The organism is Cobetia sp. 1AS1 (assembly GCF_029846435.1).
Taxonomy (GTDB): Bacteria; Pseudomonadota; Gammaproteobacteria; order Pseudomonadales; family Halomonadaceae; genus Cobetia; species Cobetia amphilecti.
The window spans coordinates 213,370-227,708 of the sequence record NZ_JARWKU010000004.1 but is presented as its reverse complement, the minus strand read 5'-3'; the positions used below and the strand labels follow the sequence as shown (position 1 = coordinate 227,708).

General features: G+C 64.2%; 13 protein-coding genes. 10 read left to right on the top strand and 3 right to left on the bottom strand.

Features of this window, described 5'->3' with window-relative positions:
- Positions 1-3 precede the first annotated feature (3 nt).
- A complete protein-coding gene (locus QD280_RS09635; protein WP_279839074.1) occupies positions 4-828 on the top strand; it encodes an SIMPL domain-containing protein in 825 nt (274 codons plus the stop codon).
- Positions 829-948: 120 nt separating this feature from the next.
- Here QD280_RS09635 and pyrF read toward each other — a convergent pair whose 3' ends face one another.
- A complete protein-coding gene (pyrF, locus tag QD280_RS09630; RefSeq protein ID WP_153635206.1) occupies positions 949-1,650 on the bottom strand; it encodes an orotidine-5'-phosphate decarboxylase in 702 nt (233 codons plus the stop codon).
- A gap of 294 nt (positions 1,651-1,944) precedes the next feature.
- On the opposite strand from pyrF, the gene QD280_RS09625 reads away from it, so the two are divergent.
- Complete coding sequence (locus QD280_RS09625; RefSeq protein ID WP_084589297.1) at positions 1,945-2,400, top strand: helix-hairpin-helix domain-containing protein; 456 nt, start codon at positions 1,945-1,947, stop codon at positions 2,398-2,400.
- Positions 2,401-3,055: 655 nt separating this feature from the next.
- On the opposite strand, the gene QD280_RS09620 is transcribed toward QD280_RS09625, so the two are convergent.
- Together QD280_RS09620 and rfaH are read right to left on the bottom strand one after the other, a co-directional pair.
- A complete protein-coding gene (locus tag QD280_RS09620) occupies positions 3,056-3,562 on the bottom strand; it encodes a peptidylprolyl isomerase (protein ID WP_043332448.1) in 507 nt (168 codons plus the stop codon).
- A gap of 68 nt (positions 3,563-3,630) precedes the next feature.
- Positions 3,631-4,158, bottom strand: a complete 528-nt coding sequence (gene rfaH, locus QD280_RS09615) for a transcription/translation regulatory transformer protein RfaH (RefSeq protein ID WP_176676340.1) — start codon at positions 4,156-4,158, stop codon at positions 3,631-3,633.
- A 253-nt stretch (positions 4,159-4,411) separates the two neighbouring features.
- Here rfaH and QD280_RS09610 point away from each other — a divergent pair, with 253 nt between their 5' ends.
- The 8 genes from QD280_RS09610 (at position 4,412) to QD280_RS09575 (ending at position 14,330) form a co-directional block, all read left to right on the top strand.
- The gene (locus QD280_RS09610) at positions 4,412-5,617 is read left to right on the top strand and encodes an AmpG family muropeptide MFS transporter (protein ID WP_082388128.1); all 1,206 of its coding nucleotides are present in this window, start codon (positions 4,412-4,414) and stop codon (positions 5,615-5,617) included.
- Positions 5,618-5,842: 225 nt separating this feature from the next.
- Entirely contained in the window at positions 5,843-6,202 is a 360-nt protein-coding gene (locus QD280_RS09605) for an STAS domain-containing protein (RefSeq protein WP_279839073.1), read from the top strand.
- Entirely contained in the window at positions 6,202-7,374 is a 1,173-nt protein-coding gene (locus QD280_RS09600; RefSeq protein ID WP_279831625.1) for a polysaccharide biosynthesis/export family protein, read from the top strand. The genes QD280_RS09605 and QD280_RS09600 overlap by 1 nt, the downstream gene beginning before the upstream one ends.
- A gap of 58 nt (positions 7,375-7,432) precedes the next feature.
- A complete protein-coding gene (locus QD280_RS09595; protein ID WP_279839072.1) occupies positions 7,433-8,887 on the top strand; it encodes a hypothetical protein in 1,455 nt (484 codons plus the stop codon).
- A gap of 7 nt (positions 8,888-8,894) precedes the next feature.
- Complete coding sequence (locus QD280_RS09590; protein WP_279839071.1) at positions 8,895-10,268, top strand: O-antigen ligase domain-containing protein; 1,374 nt, start codon at positions 8,895-8,897, stop codon at positions 10,266-10,268.
- A gap of 146 nt (positions 10,269-10,414) precedes the next feature.
- Positions 10,415-11,797, top strand: a complete 1,383-nt coding sequence (locus tag QD280_RS09585; RefSeq protein ID WP_279839069.1) for an oligosaccharide flippase family protein — start codon at positions 10,415-10,417, stop codon at positions 11,795-11,797.
- Positions 11,794-12,876, top strand: a complete 1,083-nt coding sequence (locus QD280_RS09580; protein ID WP_279839067.1) for a glycosyltransferase family 2 protein — start codon at positions 11,794-11,796, stop codon at positions 12,874-12,876. Before QD280_RS09585 ends, QD280_RS09580 begins: the two co-directional genes overlap by 4 nt.
- Positions 12,876-14,330 (top strand): WecB/TagA/CpsF family glycosyltransferase, encoded by a 1,455-nt coding sequence (locus QD280_RS09575; protein WP_279839065.1) that lies wholly within the window; start codon positions 12,876-12,878, stop codon positions 14,328-14,330. The genes QD280_RS09580 and QD280_RS09575 overlap by 1 nt, the downstream gene beginning before the upstream one ends.
- The last annotated feature ends 9 nt before the right edge of the window (positions 14,331-14,339 follow it).

Sequence of the window (14,339 nt, the reverse complement as noted above, 5' to 3'; positions counted from 1 at the left end):
CCCATGCTGATGAACCACGCCACCAGAGGCCCCGCCCCCCTCGCCCAGCGCCTGCGTCGTACCGCCATGCTATGCGGCCTGGCGCTCTGCACCGCCAGCGCCACACACTTGGCCCGCGCCGACCAGACGCCCGCACCGGCTCTGGTGCATGTCAGCGCCAGCGCCAGCCTGGAGGCCGCGCCCGACAAGGCAACCATCCAGGCGCGCCTGTGGGAGAAGACGCCCGCGCGCAAGGTGGATGACAAGGCTCCGGACAGCAAGGCCGAGGGCCAGGCGGCCCGCAAGGCACGCGAGTCACTGGAATCACGCATGACGACCCTGATTCAGGCACTGGAGAAAGCGGGCATCGACAGCCGTCAGATCAGCGCCGGCAGCCTCAACCTGCGTCCTGAGCAGTACTACGAGCGCAACAATGGTCAGCAGCATCCACAGCAATGGCGCCGTACACACCTCGAACGCCCGATCAGCCTCACTCTCGATGACCTGGACAAGGTACCGGAAGTCATCGACCTGCTGCTGGGCGCTGGCGTCAACCAACTGGCCGGTGTGCAGTATCAGATCAGTGAACGGGATGCCCTGGAAGACCAGGTATTGAAGGAAGCCTTGACCAAGGCACGTCACAAGGCACAGCTGATGGCCGAGACCCTCGGCGCAACCCTGGGCAGCGTGCAGTCGATCAATGAGTCCTCACACAGCCCGCGCCCGCAGATGATGGCAATGCGTGCCGACATGGCAGAGGCCAAGAGCAGCGGCAGCGAATACCGCCCCGGCGAGCTGAGCCTCGAGAGCAGCGTTCAGGTCAGCTGGCATATCAAGTCTGCCGATTGAGGCAGTCGCGCAAAGCGTGAGCGAGTGATCAGCAGCAGTGATCACTGCCATGAAAAATACGCCAGCCGCAGAGTCTGCGACTGGCGTCTTTTTTTGCCCATGAGGCAGACAATCAGCCGATCAGGCGCCCAGCTCCTGCTCGATCAGCGCCAGCGCCGCCAGCGGATCCTCCGCCTGGGTGACAGGACGCCCGATTACCAGATGGGTGCTACCGGCCGCCATGGCTTCACCGGGCGTCATGGTGCGCCGCTGATCACCGGCCTGCGCGAAGCTCGGGCGAATACCCGGCGTCACCTTCAGGAACTCAGGGCCACACAGCGCCTTGAGGCTCGGGGTCTCACGTGCGGAGCACACCACACCGTGCATGCCGCTCTGCTGGGCGAGGGCCGCCAGCCGCTCGACCTGCGCAAGCGGCGTGACATCCAGACCGATACCCGCCAGATCAGCCTGTTCCATGCTGGTCAGCACCGTCACGGCGATCAGCTGGGTATCGAGGCCGCGAGTCGAAAGGGCTTCTGCGGCGGCCTGCATCATGCGCGCCCCACCAGAGGCGTGGACATTGGTCATCCACACGCCGTGCTCCGCTGCCGCCAGCACGGCCTGGGCGGTGGTGTTGGGGATGTCATGGAATTTGAGATCGAGAAAGACCTCGAAGCCGCGTTGATGCAATGCCTTGAGAATCTCGGGACCCACACGCGTGAACAGCTCCTTGCCCACCTTGACGCGACAGCGCGCAGGATCCAGCTGGTCTGCCATGGCAAGCGCAGCACTCATGTCCGGGTAGTCGAGGGCGATGATCAGGGGGGAAGTCGTGGCAGGCATCCGGGCTCCAGGCGATGTGGCAGGCGCAATGACAGGAGGTCATGGGCTCGGGGCAATATTATAGCGCTCGGCTCTGTCGTTGTATGCCCAGGGAAAGACGAATCGAATCAGCAGACTAACGCTCGTAGTGCTTTCTTGCGTTGAGCGCAGAAAGCCGCACAAGGATGAGAAATCGTTTAAACCTAAATGACTACAAATCTAATACCTGAGCCAGAGTATTTCTCGCGCAGGGCCTCGGGTGGTCGCCCCGCGCACTTCCCATCGACCGCCCTGATGTGAGCATAGGAAGCGACCATGAAAACCCTGCTAGGAACACTTCTCGTGACCAGCCTGCTGGTACTGTCACCGACCAGCCAGGCCGCAGACATGAACATCAACACCGCCACTGCCGCACAACTGACCGAGCTCAAGGGCATCGGTGGCAAGAAGGCCCAGGCCATCATCGAGTGGCGCAAGGCGAACGGGCCCTTCACCGACGTGGCACAGTTGACCGAAATCAAGGGAATCGGCCCCAATACGCTCAAGCGCATGAACACGACATTGACGCTGGGCGAGCCGGGCAAGACGACCTCGGCCATCAACACGAAGAGCCCGTCGGTCAAGCAAGACGGGGCTATCCAGAAGAGCCAGACTGTCAAGAAAAGTCAGGCTGTCAAGAAAAGCCAGAGCATCGACAAGACCACCACCGGGAAGGCCGTCGACTCCCACAAGGAAGTCGAGAGCCTCAAGACTGCCAGCAACAATAGTTGAACCGTCACGCCGGGCAGGCAACCTCGTGTCAGTTGCGGGGTTGCCTGTCCAGCGACTCTCTTCCTCTCAGAGAACTGGCAAGAACTGGCAAGAACTGGCAAAAGCTTTCAAGCAGCCCGCAGACAAGCCAGCGTCATGCAAACGCAGTTAGCCATTTCCCCACTGAACCCCACAACCAAAAAAGCCGACCCGAAGGTCGGCTAGCGGGGTTTCCCCCTCCCCTGACGGCGAATCGGCACCTGCAAAAAGCCCGATTCTGACAGCGGCCATCCTGGCCTGCCCCTTCCCCAAGGGGCTCCCTGAATGCCAGCCTCTGTCGGCAGCTGACACCTCTGCTTCTGACATCGATAGCTCTGATATCAATAGCTCCGACATCGATAGCTCTTCCGCCTGTGTCGGCCTGCTGCGGCCTCGACAAGGACACTCTACCCCGCCATGCCCCGCGCGAATCTGATCTGCATCAAGTCCTGAAGGCTTCACGGCTCGATCCTTGCGGCTGGCGCGCAGACGACTGATCCATATCAATTTTCTCCATCGCTACAGACCTCAACAACAGACAGCCCCGCTGCCGAGGATACCGGCAGCGGGGCTGTCTGTTGTTGAAGAGGGGCTGCAACGATGAGCTTGAGCGTCACACCCATCCGCAATGCCTACTTCAGCGACGCACCTTCTTGTCTTCGATCTCGGTATGGCTGACATCGAGACCGAGCGGATGACCGGCCGAGAGTTCGGCACGCGTGGCATCACGTACTTCCAGCACTTCGACTTCCCAGCTCAGCGCCTGACCTGCCAGCGGATGATTGGCGTCGACCTTGACCTGCTGCTCACCGACTTCCAGCACCGTGACCGACCGCTGGCCTTCCGGGGTTCGGGCCTGAAAGCGCATGCCGGCGTTGATCTCGCCCGGGCCGAAGGCATCACGCCCGAAGTACTGCACCAGGCCTTCATCCCGCTCACCGAAGCCTTCGGCTGGCGTCAGATTGACGACCTTGCGGTCGCCGACATCGCAGCCCTCAAGCGCGCTCTCGAGCGCTGCCAGAATATTGTCGTGGCCATGCAGGTAGTCCATCGGCTCACGCTCAAGGGAGCTATCCAGCACAGTGCCATCAGCGGTGCGCAGGGTGTAATGCAGGCTGACGACCTGCTGGGAAGTAATCGCCATGGGAACCACTCCAGAAGAAAGGTGCAATGCGGTCTCGCGGATCAAGTCGGATGAGACAGGTCGGCAGCTCAGCTTTCGCTACGCCGCAGCTGACGACTGGACAGCTCGACACGCTGTTGCTGATTGATCAGATTGAGCAGCACGATGACGCGCTCATCGCCCTTCGCGCTCTCGAAGACGCCACTGAGCGAACTCAAGGGGCCATCGATGATCTCGACCTGCTCGCCGGCCCGGAAATAGACATTCTCCGGCGGTTGCTCCTGGCGTTGCTCGCCGCTGGCGATCAGGGCTTCCACCAGAGGCGTCGGCACCGCCGTCGGCGTATTGCCGAAGCTGACCAGCTTGAGCACGCCACGGGTCGAGCGAATCGGACGCCAGTTGTCATCCATCTGATCAAGGCGTATGAACAGGTAATAGGGGAAGAGCGGCTCTTCGACCCAACGCAGCTTGCCGCCGCGCTTCTTTTCCACCTCCAACAGGGGGTGGAAGACGTGAAATCCCTGATTGGTGAGGTTCTCCGCCGCACGGAAGGATTCCCCGCCCTTGCACTGGATCAGATACCAATGCGCCTTGGCAGCTTCTCGGGCTTCACTCATGATGACCTCTCATTGCCTGCCTGCCCCACTCATGCGTGTCTCGACCTGCATCATGCCTGTCGGCTGACCGGCAGGACAATGCATGGCTCTTGCCCTCAGGCAGTGCGACAATCCGGCCATGAATGACGCAAGCGGCAGATAGCCGCTCACCGTGCGTGTGACACGCGCGGCCACACCCTCTGCATGGACAGGCAAGGCTTTGACTTCAAAGGATTTACGCTTACTCGTTGGCCGTCATGGTATCACGTTCCTGATGGGCTTCGCCTCCGGGCTGCCACTGCTGCTGACCGGTAGCGTGCTGCAGGCCTGGATGACGGATGCCGGTGTCTCACTGGACGCCGTGGGCCTGCTCGCGCTCGTCGGCCTGCCCTACACCCTCAAGTTTCTGTGGGCGCCATTGCTGGACCGCATCATGCCGCCGGTGCTCGGCCGGCGCCGTGGCTGGTTGATGATCGCCCAGCTGGCCCTGACCGCCCTCATCGCGCTGCTAGCCTTGCAGGACCCGCACATGTCGCCGCTGACCATGGGCGCCATCGCGCTGGCGGTCAGCTTCTTCAGCGCCACCCAGGACATCGTGATCGACGCCTATCGGCGCGAGCATCTGCCGGACAACGAGCTGGGGCTGGGCTCCAGCTTCTATGTCTATGGCTACCGCATCGGCATGCTGATGGCCTCGGCCGGTGGCCTGGTGCTGGCCGACATGATCGGCTTCCGCGTGACCTACCTGATCATGGCCGCGACCCTGGGCGCCTGCATGCTGGTGACCCTGCTGGCACCGGAGCCCGAGGCTCAGGCCGCGCCGCGCGCCCATCATCTGCATGAGATCCTGTGGGACCCCATCCGCCACTTCATGAAGCGCGATGGTGCCATCTGGCTGCTGCTGTTCATCCTGCTCTACAAGCTGGGCGATTCCGTGGCGGGCAATCTGACCACGCCCTTCTACAAGGACATCGGCTTCAGCAACTCGCAGATCGGCGCGACCGTGAAGCTGTTCGGCCTGTGGCCATTGCTGGCCGGCACCTTCTTCGGCGGCCTGATGATCATGCGCATCGGCATCTATCGGGCGCTCTGGTGGTTCGGCATCCTGCAGATGGTGTCGACTGCCGGCTTCGTCTGGCTGCATCACGTCGGTGATTCGCTGGCGTGGCTCGCGGCGGTGGTCGCCTTCGAGAACCTGGCGGCCGGCATGGGCAGCGCCGCCTTCATCGCCTTCATGGGCGCGCTGACCGACAAGCGCTTCACCGCCGGCCAGTACGCGATGCTCTCATCGATCATGGGCCTGCCGCGCGTGGTGATTGCCGCGCCCTCCGGCTATCTGGCCGATGCAGCCGGCTGGGACAGCTTCTTCTGGATCTGCACGCTGGCCGCCATACCGGGCCTGTTGCTGTTGCTACGCTTCCGCCACTGGGGCGCGATGCTGGCCACGCCACACAAGTCACCCGCCATGTCGGGCGAGTGACAACGCCGCGCAGGCAACCTGGAGAGCCCGAAAACAGCAGGGGAGCCCGAAAACAGCAGGTAGCACCACGAAACCCATCAAGAAGGAATGAGGCAAGTCAGTCGGCGTCGTTGACACTGTAACAGCAGGTAAACGATGCTTATGCGGCATAGTGCATAAAGATAACAAGCTGCACCGCACGCCCAGCTGGCGCCAGGCGGTGACATCAAGCACAGGGAGCCCGTCATGCCCATCACCACCCGGATTCACGAAGGCATCATGATCACGCCGCCTGCCCAGCTGACAGGCGAGCTCGCGCGCTATTTCCGCCAGGAGATGCTGGCGATGATTCCTGAGCACACCGGCACGCTGGCGGTGGACCTCAGCCATGTCGAGGCCATCGATGCCGATGGGCTCTCGGTGCTGGTCAGTCTGCATGATGCGCTGTCCCCGGCGGCGCTGGTGGTGGTCGAACCCTCGCCGGTCATGCAGACAGAGCTGGAGCGCGTGCGCCTGTTCGAGCTCTTCGATATCTACTATCAGCGCGACCCGCTGCTGGAGTCGAGCGGCGACACGCGGACAGGGCCTTCTCGTGAGGTAGTCTGATGAAACGCGACCTGACTCGGCCCAGCTCCCTTTTCCGCTCTCTTCGACGCCTGCTGGGCGTCGCGATCACGGCCGGCCTGATGGGCGGCTGTACACCGATCATGCTGGACGACACCCCCGCCGAAGATCACTGGCAACAGGCGACCTACTGGCCGCTGGAGCTGCCTGCCCCTCATGCCGATGATCGCTTCATGCAACTGCCCGCGGGGGATGACCAGCGGCTGGCGGCGGGCGATCGTCTGAGCGTCAGGGTCGCCGGCAGCGAACTCTTCGATGGCAGCTACGAGGTGGATCATGACGGACGCCTGCGCCTGCCGTGGCTCTCGCCGGTCGAGGCCTCCAACAAGACCATCGACGCCCTGGCGGATGAGATCACCCGGCGTCTGGTAGAGGAAGAGCTGATTCGCCCGGGTCTGGCGCATGTCAGCATCCGGCTCGAGGAATGGGCGCCGTTGGCCGTTGCGGTGTCCGGCGCGGTGTTCTTCCCGGGCGAGGCGGTCATCAATACCCGCCTGCCGGAAGAGCGCATGGTGCGCCGCGATTTCGCCGGCGGCGATGCCAGTCAACAGCGTCGTCTGTCGGCGGCCTTGACCACGGCTGGAGGCATCCGCCCCGACGCGGACCTGAGCCATATCGAGCTGATTCGCGACGGCCAGACACAGATTCTCGACATGCGCGGCCTGATCGACGGCGAATATGCCGCCAATCCCTGGCTGCGTGTGGGTGACCGCATCCACGTGCCCTCCAGCGGCGCCTTCCAGGCCGCACTGATGCGCCCCTCGCCGCTCACCGCGCCGGGCATCGTCATCTATGCCTCCAACCTGACCACCCCTGCCAACAACAACAACGTCAGCAATTACACGGTGTTGCGCTCGCAGGTGCCCTACGGCGTGCGCATGCTGCAGGGCGTGATCAATGCCAACTGCGTCGGCGGCATCCAGGCGACCTCCGGTTCGCGCCGCGCGGTGCTGATCAGTACCAACCCGATGACGCATCAGCCGGTCGTGGTCGATCGCGGTATCGATGCCCTGCTGGCCAATCCGGCGGATGTGGGCGTCAATCCCTATCTGATGCCCGAAGATGTGGTCGGCTGCTATGACTCCGGTGTCACCAACATCCGTGATATCGCCCGCACGCTGACTGACCTGCTGACGCCGGCCACTCTGCTGTAACCCATCGCCTGTCCGTTGATGGAATGCGACTGATCACTACCACGCGACAAGGATGTGCATGACAGAGTCCCGCTCACCCGACACACCACAAGATGCAGCCAAGCCCTCACTGGGGCGCCGACTCCTGGGAGTCCTGCTGGGCTGGGCGGCGCGTGGCTCCAGCATGCGCCCGCGCACCCGCCGCGCGGCCTACCTGTTGCTGGCGACCGCCATCCTGAGTGTCATCTGGGGGTTGACCATCGCCTTCATCGCCGTGGCACCTGTCACCTACACCACCAGCTGGACGATGATCCTGCCCGGCACCGGCTCCGGCCTGTCGGTGAACTTCGAGAGCATCGGCCAGGCCAGCACCAGCGCCAACTCTTCCTACTCCAGCTCCTCGCTGGACCCCAAGGTCAACTATCGCGCCATCGCCGAGAGTCCCGCCGTGCTTGAACGTGCCGCCAGCACGGTCGACATGCATCCCGACGATTACGGCAAGCCCAAGATCAAGCTGACCGACCAGACCGCGCTGATCGCCTTCCAGACCAGCGCGCCGAGCGCCAAGGCCGCGCTTGCACGTGCCAATGCGCACATCGATGCCTTCAATGAGGTGATCGAACAGCTGCGCAATGATGAGCAGGCGCGCCGCGAGGCCGTCATCCGCCGCTCGCTCGAGACCTACGATCGCACGCTCAAGGAAACCCAGCGCAAGCTGCTCGAGTTCCAGTCCACCTCCGGGCTGGTCTCGATGGAGCAGTTCAAGGAACTGACGCTGAGTGTCGAGGCGCTCAAGGACACACTCGAGACGCGGGATGGCGAGCTGTCGGCCCTCAACGCCCGGCTCGCCACCCTGTCCAGTCGCCTGGGACTGGACGCCGGCCAGGCCGGTGGCGTGATCGCCCTGCAGCGCGACGCCCGCTATCAGGCGCTGCTGACTCAAGCCGCGGAGCAGGCGGCCAGCCTCGATGAAGCGCGTGGCAAATGGGGCGAGCGCAATCCGGAAGTCATCAATCTGGCCGCGGGGCTTGATTCCCTTGAGCGCTCGCTGGCCTCACGCATGCGCCAGTTGCTGCCCCGCCAATCCTCGCGCAACCAGAATGCCCTGCGTGCCGCGTCCGGCCATGCCAATCAGGACATCCTGATCGGCGAGCTGATCACCCTGGATACCCAGCGGCGCGGCGTGATCAGCGAGCTTGCCACCGGGCGGGCCAATCTGGCGGCCCGCCAGCAGCGGCTGGACAACAGCGTCGCCAAGGCCGCCCAGCTGCAGGACCTGCTGCGCGAGCAACAGGTCGCCACGGCGGTCTACACCACGGCGCTGGCCAAGATCGACATCGGGCAGATCGACCCCTTCGCCAGCTACCCGATGCTGCAGATTCTCGATCCGCCGCCATTGCCCGAGAAGGCGGATTCGCTGGGCATCAAGCTGGCCATCGTCGGCGCGCTCGCCGCGAGTGTCTTCAGCATCATCGGCCTGATTCTCCTGTGGATCAGAAAACCCTACCTGCTGCGTCTGCAGCAAAGCGTGTGAGCCGCCGATGTTTTCCCTGAAGGCGGGGCCAGAGGCGGATGTCCGCCCCGAGACCCCGGAAGAACGCATCATCTGGTTCTCGATCACCGCGACCTATCTGTTCTATCTGGTCGGCGGCCTCTACGTGCTGGCACCGGTGCTGGCATGGTCACTGGTGATGCGTGCCGCCTGGCTGCACCTCAAGGGCCGCCAGCGTTTTCCGCGCCTGCCCTGGCCACTGTGGGTGTGGATCATCGGCATGATCGTGATGGAGTTCTCGCTGCTGGCCGGCCACCTGATCGAGAACCTCGGCACCGGCAAGCTGATCAAGTCCTCCATCGGCTGGGCCAAGGGCTGGGCGCTGCTGGCGGTCTTCCCGATCATCGGCTGTCTGGCGATCCGCCCGGCGGTGATCATCCGCGCGGCCATGCATGTCTGCCTGCACACCATGCTGTTGCTGCCGGTATTCGTCGGCGCCTGGCTGGCGGGGCTGCCCCAGGTGCCCTTCGTCTCGCCACTGCAGGCCATCGGTGGGCCGGGGCCGGAATTCTTCGCCGTCTCGCTCTATGAGATCGACCCCGGCAGCGGCATGCCGCGCTGGCGCCTGTTCACGCCTTGGGCACCGGCGGTGGGCTTCGTCGCCAGCATCTATTTCGCCTGCGCCCTGCTCGAGAAACACCCCTTGTGGAAGGCGATCGGCATCGGCGGCAGCGTGTTGATGATCCTGATGTCCGGCTCGCGCATGGCGCTGGTGTCGCTGGTGTTGATCAGCGCCGGGATGTTCCTGCTCAAGCGTCTGCACAAGCCATGGCTGTGGTTCAGCTTTTCCGGCGTCAGCCTGATCGGTGGCTTTCTCGGCGCGCCGATCCTGGAGGCCATCGACAACTTCATCGCCGCCTTCAAGGGCTCGCGGGCGGACTCGACCCGCGTGCGGGCCGCGCTGGGGCGCATCGCGGTGGATCGCTGGCGCAACGAGGCGCCGTGGTTCGGCCACGGCATCGTCGAACGCGGCCCGCACCTGGTGGAGTACATGCCGATCGGCTCGCACCACAGCTGGTATGGACTGCTGTTCGTCAAGGGCATCTTCGGCCTGTTCGCGCTGTTGGTGCCGATGCTGGTCAGCCTGCTGCATCTGCTGTGCTTCGTGGTCGGCCGCCCTGTCGTGCAGCTGGGCTTGATCATGGTCGGCCTGCTGTTCGTCTACTCCTTCGGCGAGAACCTGGAGATTCTGGCCTACCTGATCTGGCCGGGCCTGATCCTGATCGGCAAGGCGCACCAGCTGGCGGGCCTGCCCGCCAGCGAAGGGCATATCCACAACATGGGGCCGGTGGATGTGGAGAAGCCGCTTTCAAGGGCAGCACCCGCCTCCGCCGATGCCGGCAACAGCGACACGGCAACCTAGCCCGTTCACGGGATAGTGGAACAAGGCTGCGCCAGATCACGCCAATTCATCAGTACATTGCGCTAGAGTGGCTACACCAGCCGTTCAAAAGCATGACTGACAAGACCAGATGCCTGGAAAGGCACGACAAGCCAGGGAGCCAGGCGATGGGTGTGATCACGCGACTCAAGACACGTCTGACAGGTGGCGGAGACGGTGGCAATGGCCGTCTGATCCGCAATCTGGCCTGGATGGGCATGTCGCAAGGGGTGCACCGCATCGCTCGTCTGGGCGCGACCCTGGTGGCGGCGCGCATGATCGCGCCGGAGTCCTTCGGTATCGCCGCCATCGTGCTCACCGCGCACGAGATCATGCACGCCATCTCCAATGCCGCCGTGGTACCCGCCCTGGTGCAGGCCGGCCGCGAGGGATATGAACGCCTGTGCCGCGATGCCTACTGGTTCAATTGGGTGGTGTGTCTTGGCCTGATGGTGCTGCAGATGGCACTGGCCCCGCTGCTGGCCTACCTCTATGACGCTCCCGATCTGACCCTGCCGCTGATGGCGCTGGCGCTGATCTTCCCGATGCTGCCCCCCGCCGCCATCAACGCGGCGCGAATTCTGCGCAGCAACCGCCTGCACATCACGGCGCGCATCGAGATGGGCCAGAGCATCGGCGAGGCCGTCGGCGTGATGCTGCTGGCCGCCATGGGTGCCGGGTTCTGGGCCTTGATCCTGCCCAAGCTGATCGTGACGCCCATCTGGACCCTGACCTACCGCTGGTGCGAGTCATGGCGCATCGATGAGCGCCCCTCCACGCTGTGGTCGCGGCCACTGATGAGCTTCGCGCGCCCGATGATGGGCGTCGAGGTGGTCTCGGTGCTGCGTCAGCAGATGGATTACCTGCTGGTCGGCGCCCTGTTCGCCATGGACGTGCTCGGCGTCTACTTCTTTGCCTTCAATGCCGGGCTCGGCATCAGCCTTGGCCTCTTGCGCGCCTACTCCACCGCCATCTTCCCCCAGCTGTGCGGCGACATGACGTCTCGCGAACGACTGGCACGCATGCACCACGGCATGCGTCTGTTCGCGCTGGTCGCCGTGCCCGCCATCATCGCCCAGAGCCTGCTGGCGCCCTGGTATGTGCCGATCCTGTTCGGGGAGGCCTGGGTCGAGCGTGGCGCCCTGCCGATCCTGATCCTGATCTGCCTCTCCGCCCTGCCGCGCATCCTGCTCGACAGTTGCGGCCAGTTGCTGCGCGCCCAGGGCATGCCCGGGGCAGACCTCAAGCTGCAGATCTTCATGACGCTGATGCTCGGCGCCGGCATGTTCGCCGGCGTGCCCTTCGGCATCAACGGCGTCGCGGCCGGCATTCTGGTCGGCATCAGCCTGGCCGCCCTGCCCGGCTACCTGTGGACACGCCGGCTGATCCTCGCTCAGGACGGCTTGATGACACATACATCGACCCAGCCACCAGACACACCAGACGCACCTCACGCAGCATCCACCGCATCGCTTTCCCCAGACAGGGACGTCCAGGAGGCCAGACCATGACCCCGACCTTTTCGGTCATCATGCCGATCTACAACGTCGAACGTTTCGTCGCGGCCGCCATCGACAGCGTGCTGGCGCAGGAGGATGGCGACTTCGAACTGCTCATCATCGATGACTGCTCCCCCGATGGCAGCCGGGAGATCTGCGAGGCCTACGACGACCCGCGTCTCACGCTGATCACGCATCCGGTCAATCGCGGCCTGGCCGGGGCCCGCAACACGGGCGTGCGTGCCGCTCAGGGCCGCTATCTGGCCTTTCTGGACTCCGATGACATCTGGGAGCCCGCCAAGCTGGCGCGCCACCGCGAGCACCTCGAGGCACGCCCCGAGGTAGGCCTGTCCTTCTCGCGCTCGGCCTTCATCGATGCCGACGGCGAACCGCTGGACTACTACCAGATGCCGAGCCTGACCGACATCACGCCGGGGCTGCTGTTCTGTCGCAACCCGGTGGGCAATGGCTCGGCGCCGGTCATCCGCCGCGAGATTCTCGAGGCCATCGCCTTCGACTGTGAGGTCAAGGGGGGCGGCGTGCTGCCCTGTTATTTCGATGAGAGTCTGCGCCAGAGCGAAGACATCGAGTGCTGGACCCGCATCGCCCTCAAGACCGGCACCACGGTGGAAGGCATTCCCGAGCCGCTGACCCGCTACCGGCTCAATGAAGGCGGGCTTTCGGCACAACTGGAGCGCCAGTACCAGAGCTGGCTTGCGATCGTCGAGCTGACGCGCGCCTACGCGCCTGACTTCATCGAACAATGGTATCCCCGCGCCCAGGCCTACCAACTGCGCTACCTGTCGCGTCAGGCGATTCGCCTGCGTGACGGGGATGCTGCCTGGGCGTATTGCCGCCGCGCCGTCAAGGCATGGCCGGGCATCTGGAAGGCGGAATTCGGGCGCACCGCTGCCACGGCAGGGGCCGCCCTGATGTTGCGCGTGATGCCCAAGAGTCTCTATCTGCGCTGTGAAGGGCTCGCCCAGGGAGTCATCGGCAAGGCGCAGAAGAAGAAGATCGACAATGCGCCGCGCCCGCAGCCGGCCAGACCGAATCAACAGCAGGACGCTCATGAAGTGGAGTCGCCATGATGAGCCAGCCATTGGATCAAGCCCTCTTCACCACTGAGCGCGTCAAGACGCTGCCTCACGTCAAGGTGCTGGGGGTGCCCTTCGTCAACACCAGTCTCGACACCTGCCTGAGCCTGCTCAAGAGCTGGATCAGCGACCCGCAGCCGCGCACCGTCAATTTCATCAATGCACACTGCCTGAACGTGGCCCAGGTCGATCGCTATTACATGCAGGTACTGCATGACAGCGACCTGCTGCTGCCCGATGGCAGTGGCGTCAAGATGGCCTGCCGCATGCTCGGCCAGGAGCTTGAGGCCAACCTCAATGGCACCGATCTGCTGCCCCACCTGTGCGACATGCTGGTGGCGGAGAACAAGCGCCTGTTCCTGCTCGGCGCCGCGCCGGGCGTGGCCGACAGGATGGCCGCCAAGCTCCGCGAGCAATGGCCGACGCTCGAGATCAGTGGCGTGCATCACGGCTTCATCGGCCCGGAAATCATCGACGACGTGCTGGCGCAGATCAATCAGGGCACTGACCTGTTGCTGGTGGCGATGGGCGTGCCGGCCCAGGAGAAGTGGATCTCGACCTACCGTGAGCGACTCGAGGTGCCGGTGGTCATGGGCGTCGGCGGTCTGTTCGACTTCTATTCCCAGCGCATCCCGCGTGCGCCGGGCGTCGTGCGCAGACTGGGCATGGAATGGGCCTGGCGGCTGCTGATGGAGCCACGCCGCATGTTCAAGCGCTACGTGCTTGGCAACCCGAGCTTTCTGATGAGCGTGCGCAAGTATGGGGAAGAGGCGATTCCCGGCCGCGGCCTGTGGATGAAGTCACGCTCCAACTGGCGCCACTTTCGATGGCGAGTGAGCAACTGGCTGACCCCGCGCGCGCGCCGCGCCATGGATATCGTCGGTGCCAGCGGCGTGCTGCTGGTGCTGTCACCGCTGCTGCTGGGCACCGTGCTGGCCATCCGCCTGGAATCGCCAGGCCCGGTGCTGTTCGGCCAGGAGCGTATCGGGCGCCACGGCAAGCCGTTCAAGCTCTGGAAGTTCCGCTCCATGTACATCGACGCCGAAGAGCGTCTGCGCGAACTGCAGGCCGCCAACGAGAGCGAGGGTGGCGTGCTGTTCAAGATGAAGCAGGACCCGCGGATCACGCGCGTGGGCAGTATCATCCGCAAGCTGTCCATCGATGAATTGCCGCAGCTGTGGAACGTGCTGCGCGGCGAGATGGCGCTGGTCGGGCCGCGCCCCGCCCTCGCCCGCGAGGTGGCGCTCTACGAGGCGCGCGCGCGCATGCGTCTGGATGCCACCCCGGGGCTGACCGGGCTGTGGCAGGTGTCGGGCCGCTCGGACCTATCCTTCGAGCAACAGATCCATCTGGATCTCTTCTACCTGCATCGTCAGGGCATCAAGGAAGACATCAAGCTGCTGTTGCGCACGATTCCTGCCGTTCTGACCAGCCGGGGAGCCTACTGATGCGCGAGA

What these genes read in the sequence shown, in the direction of transcription:
- QD280_RS09635 (WP_279839074.1), top strand. Translation starts at nt 4, where the DNA reads ATGCTGATGAACCACGCCACCAGAGGCCCCGCCCCCCTCGCCCAGCGC.
- pyrF (WP_153635206.1), bottom strand. Translation starts at nt 1,650, where the DNA reads ATGCCTGCCACGACTTCCCCCCTGATCATCGCCCTCGACTACCCGGAC.
- QD280_RS09625 (WP_084589297.1), top strand. Translation starts at nt 1,945, where the DNA reads ATGAAAACCCTGCTAGGAACACTTCTCGTGACCAGCCTGCTGGTACTG.
- QD280_RS09620 (WP_043332448.1), bottom strand. Translation starts at nt 3,562, where the DNA reads ATGGCGATTACTTCCCAGCAGGTCGTCAGCCTGCATTACACCCTGCGC.
- rfaH (WP_176676340.1), bottom strand. Translation starts at nt 4,158, where the DNA reads ATGAGTGAAGCCCGAGAAGCTGCCAAGGCGCATTGGTATCTGATCCAG.
- QD280_RS09610 (WP_082388128.1), top strand. Translation starts at nt 4,412, where the DNA reads ATGGGCTTCGCCTCCGGGCTGCCACTGCTGCTGACCGGTAGCGTGCTG.
- QD280_RS09605 (WP_279839073.1), top strand. Translation starts at nt 5,843, where the DNA reads ATGCCCATCACCACCCGGATTCACGAAGGCATCATGATCACGCCGCCT.
- QD280_RS09600 (WP_279831625.1), top strand. Translation starts at nt 6,202, where the DNA reads ATGAAACGCGACCTGACTCGGCCCAGCTCCCTTTTCCGCTCTCTTCGA.
- QD280_RS09595 (WP_279839072.1), top strand. Translation starts at nt 7,433, where the DNA reads ATGACAGAGTCCCGCTCACCCGACACACCACAAGATGCAGCCAAGCCC.
- QD280_RS09590 (WP_279839071.1), top strand. Translation starts at nt 8,895, where the DNA reads ATGTTTTCCCTGAAGGCGGGGCCAGAGGCGGATGTCCGCCCCGAGACC.
- QD280_RS09585 (WP_279839069.1), top strand. Translation starts at nt 10,415, where the DNA reads ATGGGTGTGATCACGCGACTCAAGACACGTCTGACAGGTGGCGGAGAC.
- QD280_RS09580 (WP_279839067.1), top strand. Translation starts at nt 11,794, where the DNA reads ATGACCCCGACCTTTTCGGTCATCATGCCGATCTACAACGTCGAACGT.
- QD280_RS09575 (WP_279839065.1), top strand. Translation starts at nt 12,876, where the DNA reads ATGAGCCAGCCATTGGATCAAGCCCTCTTCACCACTGAGCGCGTCAAG.